Annotated in this window: 19 protein-coding genes; 8 read left to right on the top strand and 11 right to left on the bottom strand. The window is 70.0% G+C overall.

Translation table 11 applies throughout. The annotated features are described in order from the left end of the window. Window positions 1-300: 300 nt before the first annotated feature. Window positions 301-642, bottom strand: a complete 342-nt coding sequence (locus FK529_RS19485; protein WP_146564290.1) for a nuclear transport factor 2 family protein — start codon at window positions 640-642, stop codon at window positions 301-303. A 155-nt stretch (window positions 643-797) separates the two neighbouring features. On the opposite strand from FK529_RS19485, the gene FK529_RS19480 reads away from it, so the two are divergent. From FK529_RS19480 to FK529_RS20115, 6 genes are all read left to right on the top strand, one after another. Next, complete coding sequence (locus FK529_RS19480) at window positions 798-1,391, top strand: hypothetical protein (protein ID WP_146564288.1); 594 nt, start codon at window positions 798-800, stop codon at window positions 1,389-1,391. 244 nt (window positions 1,392-1,635) lie between these two features. Then, window positions 1,636-2,991 (top strand): hemolysin family protein, encoded by a 1,356-nt coding sequence (locus FK529_RS19475; RefSeq protein ID WP_146564286.1) that lies wholly within the window; start codon window positions 1,636-1,638, stop codon window positions 2,989-2,991. Continuing rightward, window positions 2,984-3,979 (top strand): CNNM domain-containing protein, encoded by a 996-nt coding sequence (locus tag FK529_RS19470; protein WP_146564284.1) that lies wholly within the window; start codon window positions 2,984-2,986, stop codon window positions 3,977-3,979. The genes FK529_RS19475 and FK529_RS19470 overlap by 8 nt, the downstream gene beginning before the upstream one ends. A gap of 166 nt (window positions 3,980-4,145) precedes the next feature. Then, on the top strand, window positions 4,146-4,358 hold the full coding sequence (locus tag FK529_RS19465; protein WP_068526281.1) for a CbtB domain-containing protein: 213 nt from the start codon (window positions 4,146-4,148) through the stop codon (window positions 4,356-4,358). An 11-nt stretch (window positions 4,359-4,369) separates the two neighbouring features. Next, window positions 4,370-5,131 carry a CbtA family protein gene (locus tag FK529_RS19460; protein WP_146564282.1) on the top strand — a complete coding sequence of 254 codons (762 nt, stop codon included), beginning with the start codon at window positions 4,370-4,372 and terminating at the stop codon, window positions 5,129-5,131. A gap of 73 nt (window positions 5,132-5,204) precedes the next feature. Continuing rightward, window positions 5,205-5,375: a hypothetical protein gene (locus FK529_RS20115; RefSeq protein WP_158635161.1), complete on the top strand. Its 171-nt coding sequence runs from the start codon at window positions 5,205-5,207 to the stop codon at window positions 5,373-5,375. Between the two features lie 17 nt (window positions 5,376-5,392). Here FK529_RS20115 and FK529_RS19455 read toward each other — a convergent pair whose 3' ends face one another. Then, window positions 5,393-5,908, bottom strand: coding sequence for a hypothetical protein (locus FK529_RS19455; RefSeq protein WP_146564280.1), 516 nt, complete (start codon window positions 5,906-5,908; stop codon window positions 5,393-5,395). Window positions 5,909-6,011: 103 nt separating this feature from the next. Here FK529_RS19455 and FK529_RS19450 point away from each other — a divergent pair, with 103 nt between their 5' ends. Continuing rightward, window positions 6,012-6,545, top strand: a complete 534-nt coding sequence (locus FK529_RS19450) for a peptidylprolyl isomerase (RefSeq protein WP_146564278.1) — start codon at window positions 6,012-6,014, stop codon at window positions 6,543-6,545. Window positions 6,546-6,625: 80 nt separating this feature from the next. Here FK529_RS19450 and FK529_RS19445 read toward each other — a convergent pair whose 3' ends face one another. Further along, window positions 6,626-7,030, bottom strand: a complete 405-nt coding sequence (locus tag FK529_RS19445; RefSeq protein ID WP_146564276.1) for a PH domain-containing protein — start codon at window positions 7,028-7,030, stop codon at window positions 6,626-6,628. Between the two features lie 54 nt (window positions 7,031-7,084). Further along, window positions 7,085-7,378: a cell division protein CrgA gene (crgA, locus tag FK529_RS19440; RefSeq protein ID WP_146564274.1), complete on the bottom strand. Its 294-nt coding sequence runs from the start codon at window positions 7,376-7,378 to the stop codon at window positions 7,085-7,087. Between the two features lie 81 nt (window positions 7,379-7,459). Between crgA and FK529_RS19435 the strand changes: the two genes are divergently transcribed. Further along, window positions 7,460-8,101 (top strand): aminodeoxychorismate/anthranilate synthase component II, encoded by a 642-nt coding sequence (locus FK529_RS19435; RefSeq protein ID WP_146564272.1) that lies wholly within the window; start codon window positions 7,460-7,462, stop codon window positions 8,099-8,101. Window positions 8,102-8,114: 13 nt separating this feature from the next. On the opposite strand, the gene pknB is transcribed toward FK529_RS19435, so the two are convergent. The 7 genes from pknB to FK529_RS19400 form a co-directional block, all read right to left on the bottom strand. Next, on the bottom strand, window positions 8,115-10,115 hold the full coding sequence (gene pknB, locus FK529_RS19430) for a Stk1 family PASTA domain-containing Ser/Thr kinase (RefSeq protein WP_146564270.1): 2,001 nt from the start codon (window positions 10,113-10,115) through the stop codon (window positions 8,115-8,117). 18 nt (window positions 10,116-10,133) lie between these two features. Continuing rightward, window positions 10,134-11,594, bottom strand: a complete 1,461-nt coding sequence (locus FK529_RS19425) for a serine/threonine-protein kinase (RefSeq protein WP_146564268.1) — start codon at window positions 11,592-11,594, stop codon at window positions 10,134-10,136. Continuing rightward, window positions 11,594-13,108: a peptidoglycan D,D-transpeptidase FtsI family protein gene (locus FK529_RS19420; protein WP_146564266.1), complete on the bottom strand. Its 1,515-nt coding sequence runs from the start codon at window positions 13,106-13,108 to the stop codon at window positions 11,594-11,596. The genes FK529_RS19425 and FK529_RS19420 overlap by 1 nt, the downstream gene beginning before the upstream one ends. After that, entirely contained in the window at window positions 13,105-14,526 is a 1,422-nt protein-coding gene (locus FK529_RS19415; protein WP_193559736.1) for an FtsW/RodA/SpoVE family cell cycle protein, read from the bottom strand. The genes FK529_RS19420 and FK529_RS19415 overlap by 4 nt, the downstream gene beginning before the upstream one ends. Then, window positions 14,523-15,965 (bottom strand): PP2C family protein-serine/threonine phosphatase, encoded by a 1,443-nt coding sequence (locus FK529_RS19410; RefSeq protein ID WP_146564264.1) that lies wholly within the window; start codon window positions 15,963-15,965, stop codon window positions 14,523-14,525. Before FK529_RS19410 ends, FK529_RS19415 begins: the two co-directional genes overlap by 4 nt. Then, on the bottom strand, window positions 15,962-16,426 hold the full coding sequence (locus FK529_RS19405; protein ID WP_146564262.1) for an FHA domain-containing protein FhaB/FipA: 465 nt from the start codon (window positions 16,424-16,426) through the stop codon (window positions 15,962-15,964). The genes FK529_RS19410 and FK529_RS19405 overlap by 4 nt, the downstream gene beginning before the upstream one ends. Before the next feature lie 98 nt (window positions 16,427-16,524). Next, the coding region (locus FK529_RS19400; protein ID WP_146564260.1) for an FHA domain-containing protein at window positions 16,525-17,033 on the bottom strand (509 nt) is incomplete at its 5' end.

Raw genomic sequence — 17,033 nt, 5'->3', positions numbered from 1 at the left:
CCGCCGGCCAAACAAGAAGCCCGTCGAGGAGAACATGCAGATAATCCGTCCGCCACAGGGCCACAACAGCCACGATGAGACCCGTCAGCCACGTCGTGGACAGTCAGGAGGCTCCTAGAGATATCGAATCTCCTAGGCTCCACAAGTTTCAGCGCAGGTCAGAAGCGGTTTCCGAGATCGTCGGGAGCCGCTTCTCTCGTTCCGTGACCAGATCCGACAAGAATCTTGTGTCAACAGGGTGGGAACCGGGCGGTGAGCATCGCTTCGAGCGACGTCGTGACCGCGCTGTAGCCGAGCGGTTCAGTCGGGCACAACCGTCCCCTGGTGGAACCTCATCACGGGGGTTGTCCCTGCGGTGTCCCAGAGCGACGAGTGGCGGCTGACCCGTTCGCCGTCGTCGGTGCGGTACGTCACCAGCAGGAGGTCGTCGGCGATGTGGGTGAACTCCCATTCGTCGACGGTGGGTGCCTGTTCGCGTGGATGGGCGAGGAGTGATTCGATGATCGGCTCCCGTGTCCACCGTCGTCCCGAGCGTCCGATTTCCACGAACTCCGGATGCAATAGCGTCCTCAGCTTGGCTGCGTCCGCCCGTGTCGGCGCGGACATGAGGTCGAGCTCGAGTTCCCGGATGAGCGTGCGCATGGTTTCCATTGTGGGAGCCGACCCGGAGAGTTCGCGTGGACCCGGACGTGCTTGGACACGGCGGCAACGCTGTCGAACTGGCGCAGCTACGGTGAGAAGGAGGGTGGTCCGCTGATCAGGGAGACGAAGCGGCAATGATCATGAGAGCAGTCGGGATGCTCCTCGACGTGGAGAACTCGCCCGGGGTGACGTGCACGGTGCTGGACAAGGGATGGCCCAGAGGGCAATTCCACGGCGAGCCGACCTCGGTGAAGAGACGGCGGCTGCAGCTCGATCGGGCAGCCGGCACCTTCTCGCTTCTCGACATCGGATCCCGACTGCGGACGGAGATCCGTTACGCCCCCGAGACCGGATACCAATTGGTCCACGGGGACGAACCGACGGACCTTCCTGGCGACATGGCGACGCCGCCCGCAGTACAACTCCTCAACCCCTCCCAGCTCGGTATATGGGGTCGTGGAGAGGACCCATGGCGGATCGCGAGCTCAGCGCTATCGAACGGGGAAATACTCGTTCGCGCTGTACACAAGTTCAGCGCGAATTCCAGAGCGGAGATCGCGATCGACCTTGGTGTCAGGATTCCGGTGCGGTGGACAACCGAGTTCGAAGCCAGTGGTGTCAAATCAGAGATCGAGCTGACGGATATCGAACTGGACGGGCAATGGTCCTTCACGCCCTGGGAACTCGGCTCGCGGGAGCGCGAGGGTGTGCTCGGGGCTGATTCCCTTGGCTCAACCGGCAGTGAGTAGCGCTCACGTGCTGCCGGTCAGCGTGATTCGATGTGGCGTCTGAGATGAGCAGAACCGAATCTCGCCTTCGGCGGTCCCGACGGCCCCCGACCTGCTGCGATGCCGGATCGAGGAACTTGACCTACACTTTACGCAGCGACCTGCGCCCGGCAGGCCCGACACAGAGAGCATCGATGAGACGCGCATCGCGCAAACGCCGAAAACCCGGAACCGCTGAACCCATTTCTTCTCGCGGGGCCGCCGCGTGATCACCGTCTTAACGATCCTCGCCGGCATCCTGGTGGTCGTCGTGATCACCGCCTTCACCGGCTATTTCGTGGCCCAGGAATTCGCCTACATGGCGGTGGACCGATCGCGGCTCAGCGCGCGCGCCGCCGCGGGTGACGAGGCCTCAGCCCGCGCCCTGCAGGTCACCCGCCGCACGTCCTTCATGCTCTCCGGAGCCCAGCTCGGCATCACCGTCACCGGCCTACTCGTGGGCTACGTCGCTGAGCCCATGATCGGGCAGAGCCTCGGCAGCCTCCTCGGTGGCGTGGGCGTGCCCACCGCTGTCGGCGTCGGGATCGGCGCTTTCGTCGCAGTGGGCCTCTCGACAGTGGTGCAGATGGTCTTCGGCGAGCTCTTCCCGAAGAACCTCGCGATCGCCCGGCCGGAACCGGTCGCCCGTCGCCTCGCCTTCTCGACGACGCTGTACCTCCGCGTCTTCGGCTGGCTCATCCGCTTCTTCGACCAGGCGTCGAACATGCTGCTGCGCGCCGTGCGCATCGAGCCCGTGCACGACGTGGAGCATTCCGCGACGCCGCGCGACCTCGAGCACATCGTGGCCGCCTCGCGCGACGCGGGTGAGCTGCCGCGCGAGCTCTCGACCCTGCTCGACCGGATCCTCGACTTCCCGGACCACACCGCGGAGCACGCGATGATCCCGCGCGCCCGCGTCGACGTGGTCCGCGCCGACGAACCCGCGGCCGCGGTGCTCGATCGGATGGCCGACGGCCACACCCGGTACCCGGTGATCGGCGAGACCGCCGACGACCTGATCGGCGTCATCACGATGCACGACCTGCTCGGCGACGCCAGCGGCGACGCCCGCTCGCGGTGCCGCCCCGCCGTGATCGTGCCGGGCTCCATGCCGCTGCCCACCGTCGTGGCGCAACTCGCCGAGGCCGGCCGGGAGATGGCCCTCGTCATCGACGAGTACGGCGGCTTCGACGGCGTGGTCACCGTCGAGGACATCGCAGAGGAACTCGTGGGCGAGATCGACGACGAGCACGACGGATCCGATCCTGAGCCCGCCGTCCGCGACGACAGCGGCTGGCTGCTCCGAGGCGACGTCCACCTCGATGAGGTCGAGCGCCTGCTCGACGTGGACCTCGAGCCCGGCGATGCCGAGACTCTGGGCGGCGCCGTCACCGCGCGGCTCGGCGCGCTGCCCCGCCCCGGCGACATCGCGGAACTGCCACTCATGGCGGACCCGGCGGCGCTGCCCGGCGCGGCGCCGGACGTGCTTCGCGCGGAGGTGCGCACCGTCGAACGGCGCGTGCCGTCGTCCGTGCACCTGAGCCGGCGCGCTGGCGCTGAGAAGGAGGCCGACGATGAGTAGCACCTGGGGAGTCGTGATCATCACGGCGCTGCTGATCGCCTCCAGCGCCTTCTTCGTGGCAGTCGAGTTCGCGCTGATCGCCGCACGTCGGCATCGGATCGAAGACCAGGCCGCGCACAGCGCCTCCGCGCGGGCCGCGCTGCGCAGCGCCTCGGAGCTGTCGCTGCTGCTCGCGGGCTCGCAGCTCGGCATCACCGTGTGCACGCTGGCGCTCGGCGCCTTCACCAAGCCGGCCGTCGACGGATGGCTCACGCCGCTCCTGGCGTCGACGGGTATGCCCGGCTGGATCGCCGATGTCGGCGGATTCGTGCTGGCCCTGCTGGTCGTCACCTTCCTGCACCTCGTGGTGGGCGAGATGGCCCCGAAGTCGTGGGCGATCGCGCACCCCGAGCGGTCGGCGATCATGCTGGCCCTGCCGATGCGTGCCTTCATGACGGTCTTCCGGCCGCTGCTCATCGTGCTCAATGAGGCCGCCAACTGGTGCCTCAAGCGCGTCGGCGTGACCCCGGTCAATGAGCTGGAGACCGGGCAGGACCCGGCGGCGCTGCGGCACCTCGTCGAGCACTCCGCCACCGTCGGCGCGCTCGATGAGCAGCACTCCGGGCACCTGACCAGCGCGCTCGAACTCGAGTCGCTCACGGTCGGCGACATCGCTCGGTGGGACGCCGCGCCGTCCTCGGTGCCGGGCTCCGCGGCGCCCGAACGTATCCGGGCCGTCGCGGATCGGACCGGTCACCTGCGGCTGCTCGTCGACGACGGCGCCGCCGTCGTCGGTGTGGTGCACGTGCGGGACAGCCTCCGGGCCGCGCCCGACGCGACCGCGCGGGAGCTCATGCGCCCGGTGCTGGTGCTCGACGCCGCCGAACCGGCCTACGCCGCGCTCGGCACCATGCGGGACGCGCGCTCGCACCTCGCCGTGGTGGAGCGCGACGGTGGGCGCGCCGTGGTCACCCTGTCCGACCTGCTCGGCAGGTTGATGCCCGTCTGAGGGCGGTCGCCGGCCCGCGGGGTTACACTTCGCGGGCCGGATGCGGAATCCCGTAGGGGAGCGGTCGCGCCACTGTGAAGCCAGACCCGCATCGGCACGCCCGGGCGACCGGGCACCGTCGAGTCACCTACCCGGGCGCGAAACCCCGGACGAAGGAGCGCCGCTCATGGCGAACGCATCCACCACGGCCCACGCGGGCGATCTCTCGCTGCACGTCTCCCGGCGGGCGATCTGGCTGAGCGCCACGCTGATCCTGGCCGTGCTGGCCTACTACTTCATCGGCATCGACCAGGGCGCCGTCTCGGTGTTCGGGAACGACATGCACGTGCACGAGTTCTTCCACGACGCCCGGCACTTCCTGGGCTTCCCCTGCCACTGATCGGGGGAGAGATGGAAAAACACGTCATCGCCCGGGGCGCACTCGCCGGGGCGATCGGAGGCCTGTTCGCGTTCGTCTTCGGGCGGATCATGGTCGAGCCGATCATCGGCCGGGCCGTCGCCTTCGAGGAGGCCCGCAACGCCGCGGAGCACGCCGGTCACGCCGGAATGGCGGGCATGGCCGAGGAGCCGGAGCTGTTCACCCGCGCCGTCCAGGAGAACCTCGGGCTCGGCGCGGGGCTGATCCTGTTCGGCATCGCGATGGGCGCCCTGTTCGGGGTGGCCTACTGCATCGCGGCGCCGAAGCTGGCCCAGTGGACGCCGCGCACCGTCGCGCTCGCCGTCGCCGGCTCGCTGTTCGCCGGGCTCTACGCCCTGCCGTACCTGAAGTACCCGCCCAACCCGCCCGTCGTGGGGGATCCGGACACCATCCGCGAGCGCACCGGCGCCTACCTGCTCATGGTCGCGATCTGCCTGGCGCTCGTGGCCGGCGCCTGGGTCATCGGGCTCGCGGCGGTGCCGCGGCTCGGAGGGTACGGCGCCGCGCTGGCGGGTGGGGCGGTCGTGCTCGTCGGGCTGACCCTGGCCTGCCTGCTACTACCGGCGACCGTAGCGACGCCCGACGGCTTCAACCCGGACGATCTGTACTGGTTCCGCACCTACTCGTTCGTCGCGCAGGCGATCCTGTGGGGCGCGATCGGACTCGTCGGCGCGGAACTCCTGCACCTCCTGACGGTCCGCAGCGGGTCGCGAGGGATTCCGGCCACCGTGTGACGCGCCGGGTCCGCCGACGACACGCACCGACGCTCGAGTACCGGACGGCGCAAGGGCGGCATACCCTGGTGGCATGAACCGCCGCTGCGCTCTCTGCTGGGTGGCCGCGTTGATCTCGATCATCGTCTCCGCGACCCTCCACTACCGCGGGGGCGGCGGTCTCGACGGACTCTTCTTCGTGATCGCGCTGGCGTGGGCACTGCTGGCGATCCAGGCGCACCAACCCGCCGGCTGGCGGAGCTAGCCGGCGGGGCGCCGGGGCTACTCGCCCTTCTTGCGGGGATCCTCCTCGGCCGGAGACTCCACGGCAACGTCCTCCTCGACCGTCTCCGTCTCCTCGAGCGGTGCCGGCGCGCTGTCGCCGGTGGCACCGCTCGCCGGGCGCACGCGGGGCGGCTCGGCGGCGACGGGCGGCGCCGACGGCGTGCGCAGCAGCTTGAAGGCCACGCCGCCCACCGCCAGCACCAGCGCGACGACCACACTGATCAGCAGTGGTGTGCGCCAGGCCGGGCGGGACGGCGCACCGTCGGACAGCGTGATCGCCCGCTCGGGATCGACCTCGGCAGGGGCGATCCACGACCGGATCAGCCCGTAGATCCCGGCGAGCACCTTGCCCGCGAGGGAGAGGCCGAGGCCCGACAGCGCGCGGAGGATGTTCGCGGGGCCGACGACGCTCTGGCCGAGGCCGGAGACGAGGCGCTGCAGGTTCGAGGGGTCCGACGGTGCCGGAGCGGCGTCGGTCACGGGGGCGTCGTCGAGCACAGGGGTGGTGGCCATCGGTGGCGGGATCCTTTCAGCGGGCGAGCGTCTGTCCGTTCCACCGCCGATTCTTATCGGATCTTCCCGGGTTCGCACGTGCAAGGAATGGCAGAATGGCGGTGTGACCAACTCCAACGCTACCGCCCATGTGACCCTGCACACCTCCGAAGGCGATATCCGTATCGCGCTATTCGGCAACCACGCTCCCGTGACCGTGGCGAACTTCGTTGGACTCGCTCAGGGCACCAAGGAATACACGACCACGAACGCCTCGGGCGGCACCTCGGGCCCGTTCTACGACGGCTCGATCTTCCACCGCGTCATCGACGGCTTCATGATCCAGGGCGGCGACCCGACCGGCACCGGCACCGGCGGCCCGGGCTACGACTTCGTCGACGAGTTCCACCCGGAGCTGCGCTTCGACCACCCGTACATCCTGGCCATGGCGAACATCGGCCGCCCGGCGACGAACGGCTCGCAGTTCTTCATCACTGTCGGCAAGACCCCGCACCTGAACAACCGCCACACGATCTTCGGTGAGGTCGAGGACGAGGCCAGCCGCAAGGTGGTCGACGCCATCGGTGGCACGCAGACCGATCGCGCGGACCGCCCGGTCAAGCAGGTCACGATCAACTCCATCACCGTCGAGGAGTAGCGCGCTCGCTGCGTAGAACGGCCCGGCCGGATCGCCTCCGGCCGGGCCTTCGTGTCTTCCGGGCCGTCGGGAACGGGCCGTCAGGACGGGCGCAGGGCCTCGAGCTGTTCCGCGACGAGCGCCGGCGCCTCGCCGAGCTCCCAGCGGCCGAGGAAGAGCAGGTCGTCGCCGCGCGTGAGCTCCAGCAGCACCGACTCGCGGCCCCAGTGCCGCGTGCTGGTGCGGCCGATCTCCAGCCCGTCCCACGGGAACACCTTGCGGCCGAAAGCGCCGCGGTAGACGACGCCGGCATCGTCGGCGGACAGTCGCGGGCGCAGGACCAACACCTGGAGTCCGAGGTAGATCAGGGCGAGCACGCCGATCCCGACGAGCACCATCCCGACGGGGTCCTTGATCGCCTGGAAGCCGACCGCGGCGGCACCGAGGAGGACGCCCGCCACGAGCAGGACGACGCCCACACCGCGCGGGGCGCTCCAGTTGTCCACAGGTTTATCCACAGCTGGGGATGAATGACATCGGTGTGATTTCGCTGTTCAGGGCTACTTCCACCACATCGTCATCAACAGACCGGTGATCATGAGGCCGAAACCGATGGCGAAGTTCCACGCCTCCAGGTTCGCCATCCACTCCAGCGGCTTGCCGGGGGCGCCCATACCGTTGGGGTCCGCGCCGACGTAGTAGACGAGTAGCCAGGCCAGCCCGGCGAGCATGAGCGCCAGGAACGCGACCACGAACCACCGGCCCGACGGAGCGTTCACCTTGACCGGCGTGCGCGAATCCGTGGCGGTGTTGATCGTGTAATCGGTCTTCTTCCGGACCTTCGACTTCGGCATGGCTTCCTTCTACCAGGGTGCTGTTCACCTGCCAGGATATCGGATGCAAAGGCGCCACCCCACCCCGCTACGCTGGACGGCGTGCGGATCCTCGTCGTCGACAACTATGACAGCTTCGTGTTCAACCTGGTCCAGTACCTCGGCCAGCTGGGCGTGGAGGCGGAAGTCTGGCGCAACGACGATCCGCGACTGGACGATCCGGCCGCCGCGGCCGAGCAGTACGACGGCGTGCTGCTCAGCCCCGGGCCCGGTACCCCCCAGCGCGCCGGGCAGACGATGCCGATGGTCGAGGCCGCCCGCGCGGCCGGCTCCCCACTGCTGGGCGTGTGCCTCGGGCACCAGGCGATCGGCGCCGTCTTCGGCGCGACGGTCGACCGCGCGCCCGAGCTGCTGCACGGCAAGACGTCGCTGGTGCACCACAACGGCCACGGCGTGCTCGCCGGACTCCCGGACCCCTTCATCGCCACCCGCTACCACTCGCTGACGGTGCTCGAGCCCACGATCCCCGCGGAGCTGGAGATCACCGGCCGCACCGACTCCGGCGTGGTGATGGGCTTCCAGCACCGCGAGCTGCCGATCCACGGCGTGCAGTTCCATCCCGAGTCCGTGCTGACGCAGGGCGGCCACCGGATGCTCGCGAACTGGCTCGCCGTGTGCGGTTACGCGGTCGCCGAGGCGCGCGTCGCCGAACTCGAGCGAGAGGTCGCCGCCGCGCTCGGCTGAGCGCCGGGCCGGTCTAGGACCGGCGGACGTGCAGGACGATCGTCGCTGACGAGTCCACCTGCGCGCCGACGTCGGGATCGGTCCGCCAGACCCGCCCGCGGTCGAACAGGCCCGACGGCGCGTCGACGACCGTGCGGATGTTGTCCGCCGAGAAGCCGGCCTCGATGAGCGCGGCACGGGCGGCGTTCTGATCCTGGTTGATCACGTTCGGCATCGTGATGGGCCGGGCCTTGGCGACGCGGAGCGACACCGTGCTCCCCTTGTCGACCGTCGACCCGGCGGCCGGACTCTGGCTGAGGACGGTGCCCGGCGGGGCGTTGTCCTCGACCTGGGTGGAGGTGACCTCGAAGCCGGCGCCCTGGAGGTTCGACGTCGCCTGCGAGATCTGCGTGTTCGTCACGTCGGGCACCCGCACCTGCTCCTTGCCCGAGCTGACCGTCAGCCGGATGGGCGTGTTCTGCTGGGTGTTCGTGCCGATCGCCGGGTTGGTCGAGAGTACGTAGCCCCTCGCGACCGTCGGCGACGGACTGGTGCTCACGTCCTTGACCACGGTGAAGCCCGCCCTCTCGAGGATCTGGCGGGCGTCCGCCTCCGGCCTGCCCGCCACGTCGGGCACGCCGACGATCTTCGGTCCCGTCGAGACCTGCATGACCACCGTCGAACCCTTCGTCACGCTCGCGTTGGGCCCGGGCAGGGTCGAGATCACGTGCTCGGCGGGCACGGCGTTGTCGGGCATGCGCTGCATCTCGACGATGAAGCCCAGCTTCTGCAGCGCCACCTGAGCGTCCGCAGCGGGCTCGCCGATCTGCGAGGTCACGGTGGCGGTCTGCTCGCCGCCGCCCTGACTGCCGCGCACGTTGAACCAGGTGGTGGCGCCGATGGCGATAAGTGCGATCACCGCGATGGACAGAAGCAGGACCAGCCTCGAGCGGCCGCCCTTCTTCGCGGGCGTCGAGTGCCGGCGTCGCGCGGGAGCGGCCGACGGGGTCGCGGTGTCGACGACGGCCGTGGGAGGGTCGTCGTCCGAGGGCTCGGTGCCGGAGGCTTCCGCGGCACCGGCAGTGGCCGCCGCGGCGACGGGGGCGGTCGCGGCCCGGCGACGGGACTTCGTCGGCTCGGTGAGCAGCGCGTCGCGCTCCTCGTCGGAGAGCACCATCGGGGCCTCGGGCTTGCGGCCCGCGAGCACCCGGATGAGGTCCTGCCGCATCTCGCCGGCCGTCTGGTAGCGGTTCGCGGGGTTCTTCGACAGCGCCTTGAGCGTGATCGAGTCGAGCTCCGGCGGCACCGTGTCCAGGATCGCCGACGGGGTCGGCGGGTCTTCGCGGACGTGCTGGTAGGCCACGGAGACGGGCGAGTCGCCGGTGAACGGCGGCTGCCCCGTGAGCAGCTCGAAGATCACGCAGCCGGCGGCGTATACGTCCGAACGGGCGTCCACCGAATCGCCGCGGGCCTGCTCCGGGGAGAGGTACTGCGCGGTACCGATCACGGCCGCCGTCTGCGTCATGCCCGCCGACGGGTCGCTCATCGCCCGCGCGATGCCGAAGTCCATGACCTTGATCTCGCCCGCGCGGGTGAGCATCACGTTGGCGGGCTTCATGTCGCGGTGCACGATGCCGTTGCGGTGGCTGAAGTCCAGCGCCGCGCAGACGTCGGCCATCCAGGTCATCGCCGCCTGCGGGGCGATGGTCCCGTCGCGCCGCAGCACGTCGCGCAGGGTCTCCCCGTCGACGTACTCCATCACGATGTACGGCAGCGGACCCGACGGGGTCTGTGCCTCGCCGGTGTCGTAGACCTGCACGATCGTCGGGTGGTTCAGCGACGCCGCGTTCTGCGCCTCCCGCCGGAACCGCTCGTAGAAGCTCGGATCACGGGCGAGGTCGGCGCGGAGGATCTTGATCGCGACGTCGCGCGACAGACGCGTGTCCCGGGCCAGGTGCACCTCGGACATGCCACCGAACCCGAGCGTCTCGCCCAGGTCGTAGCGGTCGTTGATGCGACGCGGCGGGGTAGTCATCTGCTTGTCCGTTATCCGTTAGTTGTTGCAGGGGAGTGGGATCCCGAAGATACCGGTGCACGGCGGCTTCGTCGTCGGCTCGCCCCCGGTGACCGGCGGGTCGGTGGTCTCGGGGGTCGTCGGAGCCTGCGTCGTGGTGGTCGTGGGCGGCGCCGACGTCGGCCGCGTCGGCGGAGGCGGAGGCGGAGGCGGCGTGGTGGTGGTGGGGGGCGGTGTCGACGTCTCGGTCACGGTCCTCGTCGGCTGCGTCGTCTGCTGAGTCGGCACGGACCGGGCCGCGGTCGAGGTCCCCGTCGGCGGCGGCGCGACTGTGCCCGTGTCCGACGTGCTGGCCGGCGGGAGCGGCGTCTCCGAGCCCGTGTCCCGGCTGATGAAGTAGCCGCCGACGATCGCCGCCGCCAGCAGGAGCAGCGCCACCGAGACCGCGAGGATCGTCTTCTGCGCCTTGGTCCAACCGCCCCTGTCCGAGTAGGCCGCGGGCGCCGCGGAGCGCGGCGTCGGGGTGGAGGCGCGGGACACGGGCTGTGGTCCCGGGCGGGACGCGGGCTGCACGATCGCCGTTGCGGCGGTCTCCGGAGCGCCGGTCGCGGCGGCGGCCGCCGCCGGTGCGGCGCCGGTCCAGCCGCGCGGCATCGGAGGGCGCTGCCCGGCCTTCACCGCGGCCACGGCGTCGGCGAACTCGCCGCCGTTCGCGTACCGCTGGCGCGGATCCTTGCCCAGGGTCAGCGTGATCAGCTCGCGGACGGGTGCCGGCAGGTCACCGGGCAGCGGCTCCGGCTGGTCCCGGATGTGCTTCATCGCGACGGTGATGGCACCGTCGCCCGAGAACGGACGCTTGCCGGCGAGGCATTCGTAGCCGACCACGCCGAGGGAGTAGACGTCGGAGGCGGCGGTGGCGTCCTCGCCGGAGGCCTGCTCGGGGGAGATGTACTGGGCCGTGCCCATGACCATGCCGGTCTTGGTGACGGGGGCGGCGTCGACGGCCTTGGCGATGCCGAAGTCGGTGATCTTGACCTGCCCGGTGGGGGTGATCATGATGTTGCCGGGTTTGACGTCGCGGTGCACCAGGCCGGCGGTGTGGGCGACCTGGAGGGCGCGGCCGGTCTGTTCGAGCAGGTCGAGGGCCTGGGCTTGGCTGAGGTGGCCGAGGCGGCTCAGGACGGCGTTGAGCGGCTCGCCGTTGACGAGTTCCATGACGAGGTAGGCCAGGGGTGCGCCGCCGGCCTGGTCGGCGGTTTCGCCGTAGTCGTAGACCCCGGCGATGCCGGGGTGGTTGAGGGCCGCGGTGGTGCGGGCCTCGTTGCGGAAGCGGGCGAGGAACTCCTGGTCCTCGGAGAATTCGGCTTTGAGGACCTTGACGGCGACGCGACGGTCGAGCCGGGTGTCCATCGCCTCCCAGACCTGGCCCATGCCGCCGGTGGCGATGAGCCGGAGGAGTTCGTAGCGGTCGGCGATCACCGATCCGGTCTGCAGACTCATCAGTTCCCCTGCCCGTTCACCGCGGCGCTGATCACCGCTCGTCCGATCGGCGCGGCGAGCGACCCACCGGTCGCTGCCTCGCCTTGATTTCCACCGTTCTCAATGATGACCGCCACCGCTACCTTCGGATCGTTCACCGGGCCGTACCCGATGTACCACGCGTGCGGCGCCTCGCCGCCGCGCTGGCCCTGGGAGTGTTCCGCCGTACCGGTCTTGGACGCGATCTGCACTCGTCCGCCCGAGCCCTTCGTGTGCTGCTCCGACGCGATCATCAGCTCCCGCATCTGGGCCGCGACCTGCGGCGAGACGGCCTGCCCCAGCCGCTTGGGTGAGGTGGCGCCGAAGTTCGTGAGGTCGGGAGCCTGGAAGGAGTCCACCAGGTAGGGCTGCATGCGGACGCCGCCGTTGGCGAGCGTCGCCGCGATCACCGCGTTCTGCAGAGGTGTCACGGCCACGTCGAGCTGCCCGATGGCCGACTGGCCCGTCTGGGCACCGTCGGACAGCGGTCCGGTCACCGACTGCGCGACCCGCAGCGGGATGGGGTCGGGCGTGGAGTTGATTCCGAAGTTGTTCGCCATCGCCTTGATCGCCTCGCCTCCGTCCTGCATCTTCGCCGTGGCCAGATCCACGAACGCGGTGTTGCAGGAGTATTGGAACGCCTGCAACAGGCTGACGGTACCGCCCGAGGATTCCGGGCACGTCATCCCAGCGTAGTTCTGCAGCGTCGTATTGCCGCCGCCCGGCAGGGTGACCTGCCTGTCGGCCGTCAGTCGGGTCGTCAGATCGACGCCCTTGCCCTGCGCCAGAGCCGCGGCGGTGGTGATCACTTTGAACGTCGATCCCGGGGGGTACGTCCAGGACGTCGCCCGGTTGTCCATCGGCTTGTCCGGGTCGTCCTTGAGCTGATCCCACGTCTTCGAGACCGCGTCCGTGTCGTGCGAGGACAGCGGGTTCGGGTCGTAGCTCGGGGTCGAGACCATCGCGAGGATCTTGCCGGTCGACGGCTCGATCGCGACCGCTGCGCCGTGGCACGGCCCGTTGGTGCCGCACGCCGCGCTCAGCCGCTCGTAGGCGATGCGCTGCATCGTCGGATTGATCGTGGTGATCACGTTGCCGCCGCTCGGGTCGCGCCCGGAGAGCAGGTCGACGACGCGGCGACCGAACAGCCGGTCGTCGCTGCCGTTGAGCACGGACTCCTGTGCATGCTCGAGTCCACTGGAGCTGTAGATCATCGAGTAGTAGCCCGTGAGCGGCGCGTACGCCCGCGCCATGTTCTCGGGGTAGGTGCGCAGGTACTTGTACCGGTCGTCGGTCTTGATCGAACTGGCCATGACCTGGCCGCCCGCCAGGATGGAGCCGCGCTGGCGCGAGTACTCGTCGAGGAGCACCCGCTCGTTGCGGCTGTCGGAACGGAGGTCGCTGGCGCGGAAGACCTGGACCCAGGTGGCATTGGCGAGCAGTGCCACCAGGAGCAGGACCACGACGAGGGAGACGCGGCGGATCGGTGAGTTCATGCGCGCTTCACGATCTCGGTCGGCCGGTCGGGGACCGGCGCGCCGGGCTTGCGGGCGACCTTGGGCTCGCGCGCCGCGTTGGAGATGCGCAGCAGGATCGCGATGAGGGCGTAGTTCGTGAGCAGCGACGAACCGCCGTAGCTCATGAACGGCGTGGTCAGGCCGGTCAGCGGGATCAGCTTGGTGACGCCGCCGACGACGACGAAGAGCTGGATCGCCATCGTCGAGGCCAGGCCGGCGGCCAGCAGCTTGCCGAAACTGTCGCGCACCGTCAGGCTCGCGCGGTAGCCGCGGGAGATCAGCACCAGGAACAGCATGAGGACGGCGGCGAGACCGATGAGGCCCAACTCCTCGCCGACCGCGGCCATGATGAAGTCGGTCGATGCGAAGGGCACCATCGTGGGCCTGCCGGAGCCGAGGCCGGTGCCGGCGAGGCCGCCCGTGGCCAGCGAGAACAGGGCCTGCGCGGGCTGGTAGCCGATGGTCTCGTAGGCGGCGAACGGATCGCGCCACACCTCGATGCGCACGCGCAGGTGCGGGAAGAGCTGGTAGGCCGCGACGGCGCCGACCACCGCGAGGCTCAGGCCCACGACGATCCAGCCGATCCGTTCGGTGGCGATGTAGACCATCGCCAGGACGGTGAAGAAGATGAGCAGCGGCGTGCCGAGGTCGTTGGCGTAGCCCAGCACGCCCAGCGCCACGACCCACACCAGCAGCAGCGGCGCGAGGTCCCGGGCGCGGGGTAGGTCGATGCCCAGTACGCGACGGCCCGCGGAGGTGAAGAGGTCGCGCTTGGACACCAGGAAGGCCGCGGTGAAGATGATCAGCAGGATCTTGCTGATCTCGCTCGGCTGGATGTTGAACAGCGGCGTCTTGATCCAGTTCTTCGAGCCGTTGATCTCCGACAGGCTCGACGGCAGCAGCGCCGGCAGGGCCAGGAAGGCCACGCCGGCCAGGCCGATCGTGTAGGCGTACTTCGAGAGCGTCCGGTGATCGCGCAGCAGCGCCAGAACCGCGACCAGCACAGCGAGGCCTAGCAGAGTCCACAGGACCTGCTGGTTGGCCTCCTGCGTCAGCGTGACGCGGCCGTTCTCGGCGTGCTCGTTGCCCAGGTCGAGGCGGTGGATCAGCACCAGGCCGAGACCGTTGAGCATGGCCACCACGGGCAGGATGATCGGGTCCGCGTACGGGGCGAACCGGCGCACCGCGTAGTGCGCGGCGCCGTACAGCACGATGAAGGCGACGACGTACTTCGCCAGGTCGAGCGTGATCCGCTGCTCCTGCGCCCACTCCACCAGCGCGAGCGAGGTGCCCGTCACCACCGTGGCGGCACCGAGGAGGACCAGCTCGTAGGTCCGGGACCGTCGGTTCGGGTCGAGCGCGATGCCCGAACCGGGAGTGCTGACGCCCGACGTCACGAGGGGCCTCCGCGGCAGGGCTGTTCCGGCGTCGACGTCTGCGTCACGACCCTGGTCACGGGCGGCGGGGGCGGCGCGAGCGTCTCGCCCGGCGGCGGCGACGCCACCGTCGTCGACGGTGCCGGGAGAGCAGGGTCCTGCGTGGGCGCGGCTGGCAGGATCTCCGTGGTGATCGCGCAGCGCTCCATGAGGTTGTCGCGGGCGGTGAGGTTGCGGGCCTGCGCGCGGGCATCGTCGAGGGAGCTCGCGTACGGCAGGCCGGCCAGGTTGGCCCGGCCGCGCGGGGTCAGGTCGTCGACGGTGAGCGGGGTGCAGCCCTGGTCGGCGCGGCCGTCACCGGCGGTCTCCGCGATGCAGACGACCTCCTGCTGCGAGTTCAGCGTCCGGCCGAAGAGCGAGAGCTTCACACCGTGCGAGATGGCGATGGTGCCCTTGTCGGTGGCCGCGACGAAGTAGCTGGAGTTGACCACCGAGCGGCTCACCAGGAGGCCGACGGCGCCGCCGATCACCAGGACGAGAAGCGCGCCGAGGGCGATCCATTTGCGGCGCGTGCCGGTCTCGGGCTGTTCGTCGACGTCCGTCGCGACCACGCGGCGGGGGGCCTTCTTCGGCGGCCGGAGCGCGGCGGCGCGGCCGGCCGCGGTGTTGGCCGGCGGTACGTAGTCCTCGTCGTCGTCGTTCGCGGCGCCACCGACGATGGGGCGGCTCTGCCCGAAGCTGGTGTCCTCGACGCGGGCCACCACGACGGTGACGTTGTCGGGGCCGCCGGACTTGAGTGCCAGTTCGATGAGCCGGTCGGCGGCGGCGCCGACGTCGTCGGTCGCCAGTTCCAGCGTCTCGCCGATGGTCTCGTCGCTGACCACGTCGGAGAGGCCGTCGGAGCAGAGCAGGTAGATGTCGCCGGTCTTGGCCTCGCGCAGGGTGAGCGTGGGCTCGACCTCGTGCCCGGTGAGCGCCTTCATGATGAGTGAGCGCTGCGGGTGGGTGTGCGCCTGCTCCGCGGTGATCCGGCCCTCGTCGACGAGGGTCTGGACGAAGGTGTCGTCCTTGGTGATGCGGATGAGCTGACCGTCGCGCCGCAGGTAGCCGCGGGAGTCGCCCACGTGGATCAGGCCCAGCTTGGAGCCCGCGAAGAGGATCGCGGTGAGGGTGGTGCCCATGCCGTCGAGCTCCGGGTCCTCGGCCACCTGCTCGGCGATGATCTCGTTGCCCGCGACCATCGCCTCCTGGAGCGTATCGAGCAGGTCACCGCCGGGTTCGTCGTCATCGAGGGGGGCGAGCGCGGAGATCATCAGTTGCGAGGCCACCTCGCCGGCGGCGTGCCCGCCCATGCCGTCGGCCAGTGCCAGCAGGCGCGCACCCGCGTACACGGAGTCCTCGTTGTTACTGCGTACGAGGCCCCGGTCGGAGCGTGCGGCATAGCGAAGGACGAGGCTCACGGGCGCAACTCGATCACTGTCTTGCCCACGCGCACCGGAGTGCCCAGCGGGACGCGGGTGGGAGTGGTGACCTTGTTGCGGGCCAAGTACGTGCCGTTGGTGGAGCCGAGGTCCTCGACGAACCAGTCGTCACCGTCGCGGGACAGGCGCGCATGCCTGGTCGACGCGTAGTCGTCGTTGAGGACCAGCGTCGAGTCGTCGGCCCTGCCGATGAGCACGGGTTGCTGGCCGAGGGTGATCCGGGTGTTCGCGAGCGGGCCGTGGGTGACGACGAGGTAGTTCGCGACCTTGTTGGTGCGGGAGAACAGGGCCCGACGGGGCGCCTTGGCCTCCTTCTGGCGGGGCCGTAGGCCCGACGCGAGGCGCGCGTCGGACCGGAGCGCGCTGATGACCAGCCAGACGCACAGCCACAGCAACAGGAGGAAGCCCGCCCGGGTCAACTGCAACACGAGTCCCTGCACGGTGCCTCCCTCCTGGTCTCATCCGACGCACACTCGTCCGGCGCCCGGTGTGCGGGCGCTTCTGCGGGTCTGGCTTACGCGCGTGCCCGAGGTGAAATCTACTGGAAGCGGACCACGATATCGGAATGGCCGACGCGGATCCGGTCCCCGTCGGCGAGCTCCCAGTTGGAGACCGGCACGTCGTTGACCGAGGTGCCGTTGGTGGAGCCGAGATCGTTGAGGACGGCGGCGTAGCCGTCCCAGCGGATCTCGACGTGCCGGCGCGAGACGCCCGTGTCGGGGAGGCGGAACTGGGCGTCCTGGCCCCGGCCGATCACGTTGGTGCCGTCGCGAAGCGCGAATGTCCGGTTGGAGCCGTCCTCCAGGTACAGCGTCACCGACTGCGGCTGGGCGTACCCGCCCTGCGGCTGCTGGTAGCCCTGGTCGTAGCCGGGCTGCTGGTAGCCCTGGTCGTAGCCCTGCTGGCCGTAGCCCTGGTCATAGCCGGGCTGCTGCTGGTAGCCCTGGTCGTACGCGGGCTGCTGGTAGTTCTGCTGGCCGTAGTTCTGGTCGTACGCCGGCTGCTGGTAGCCCTGGTCGTAGCCCTGCTGGCCGTAGCCCTGGTCGT

It is taken from the genome of Tsukamurella asaccharolytica (assembly GCF_007858435.1).
GTDB lineage: Bacteria > Actinomycetota > Actinomycetes > Mycobacteriales > Mycobacteriaceae > Tsukamurella > Tsukamurella asaccharolytica.
This window is presented reverse-complemented; position numbering and strand designations above follow the sequence as displayed.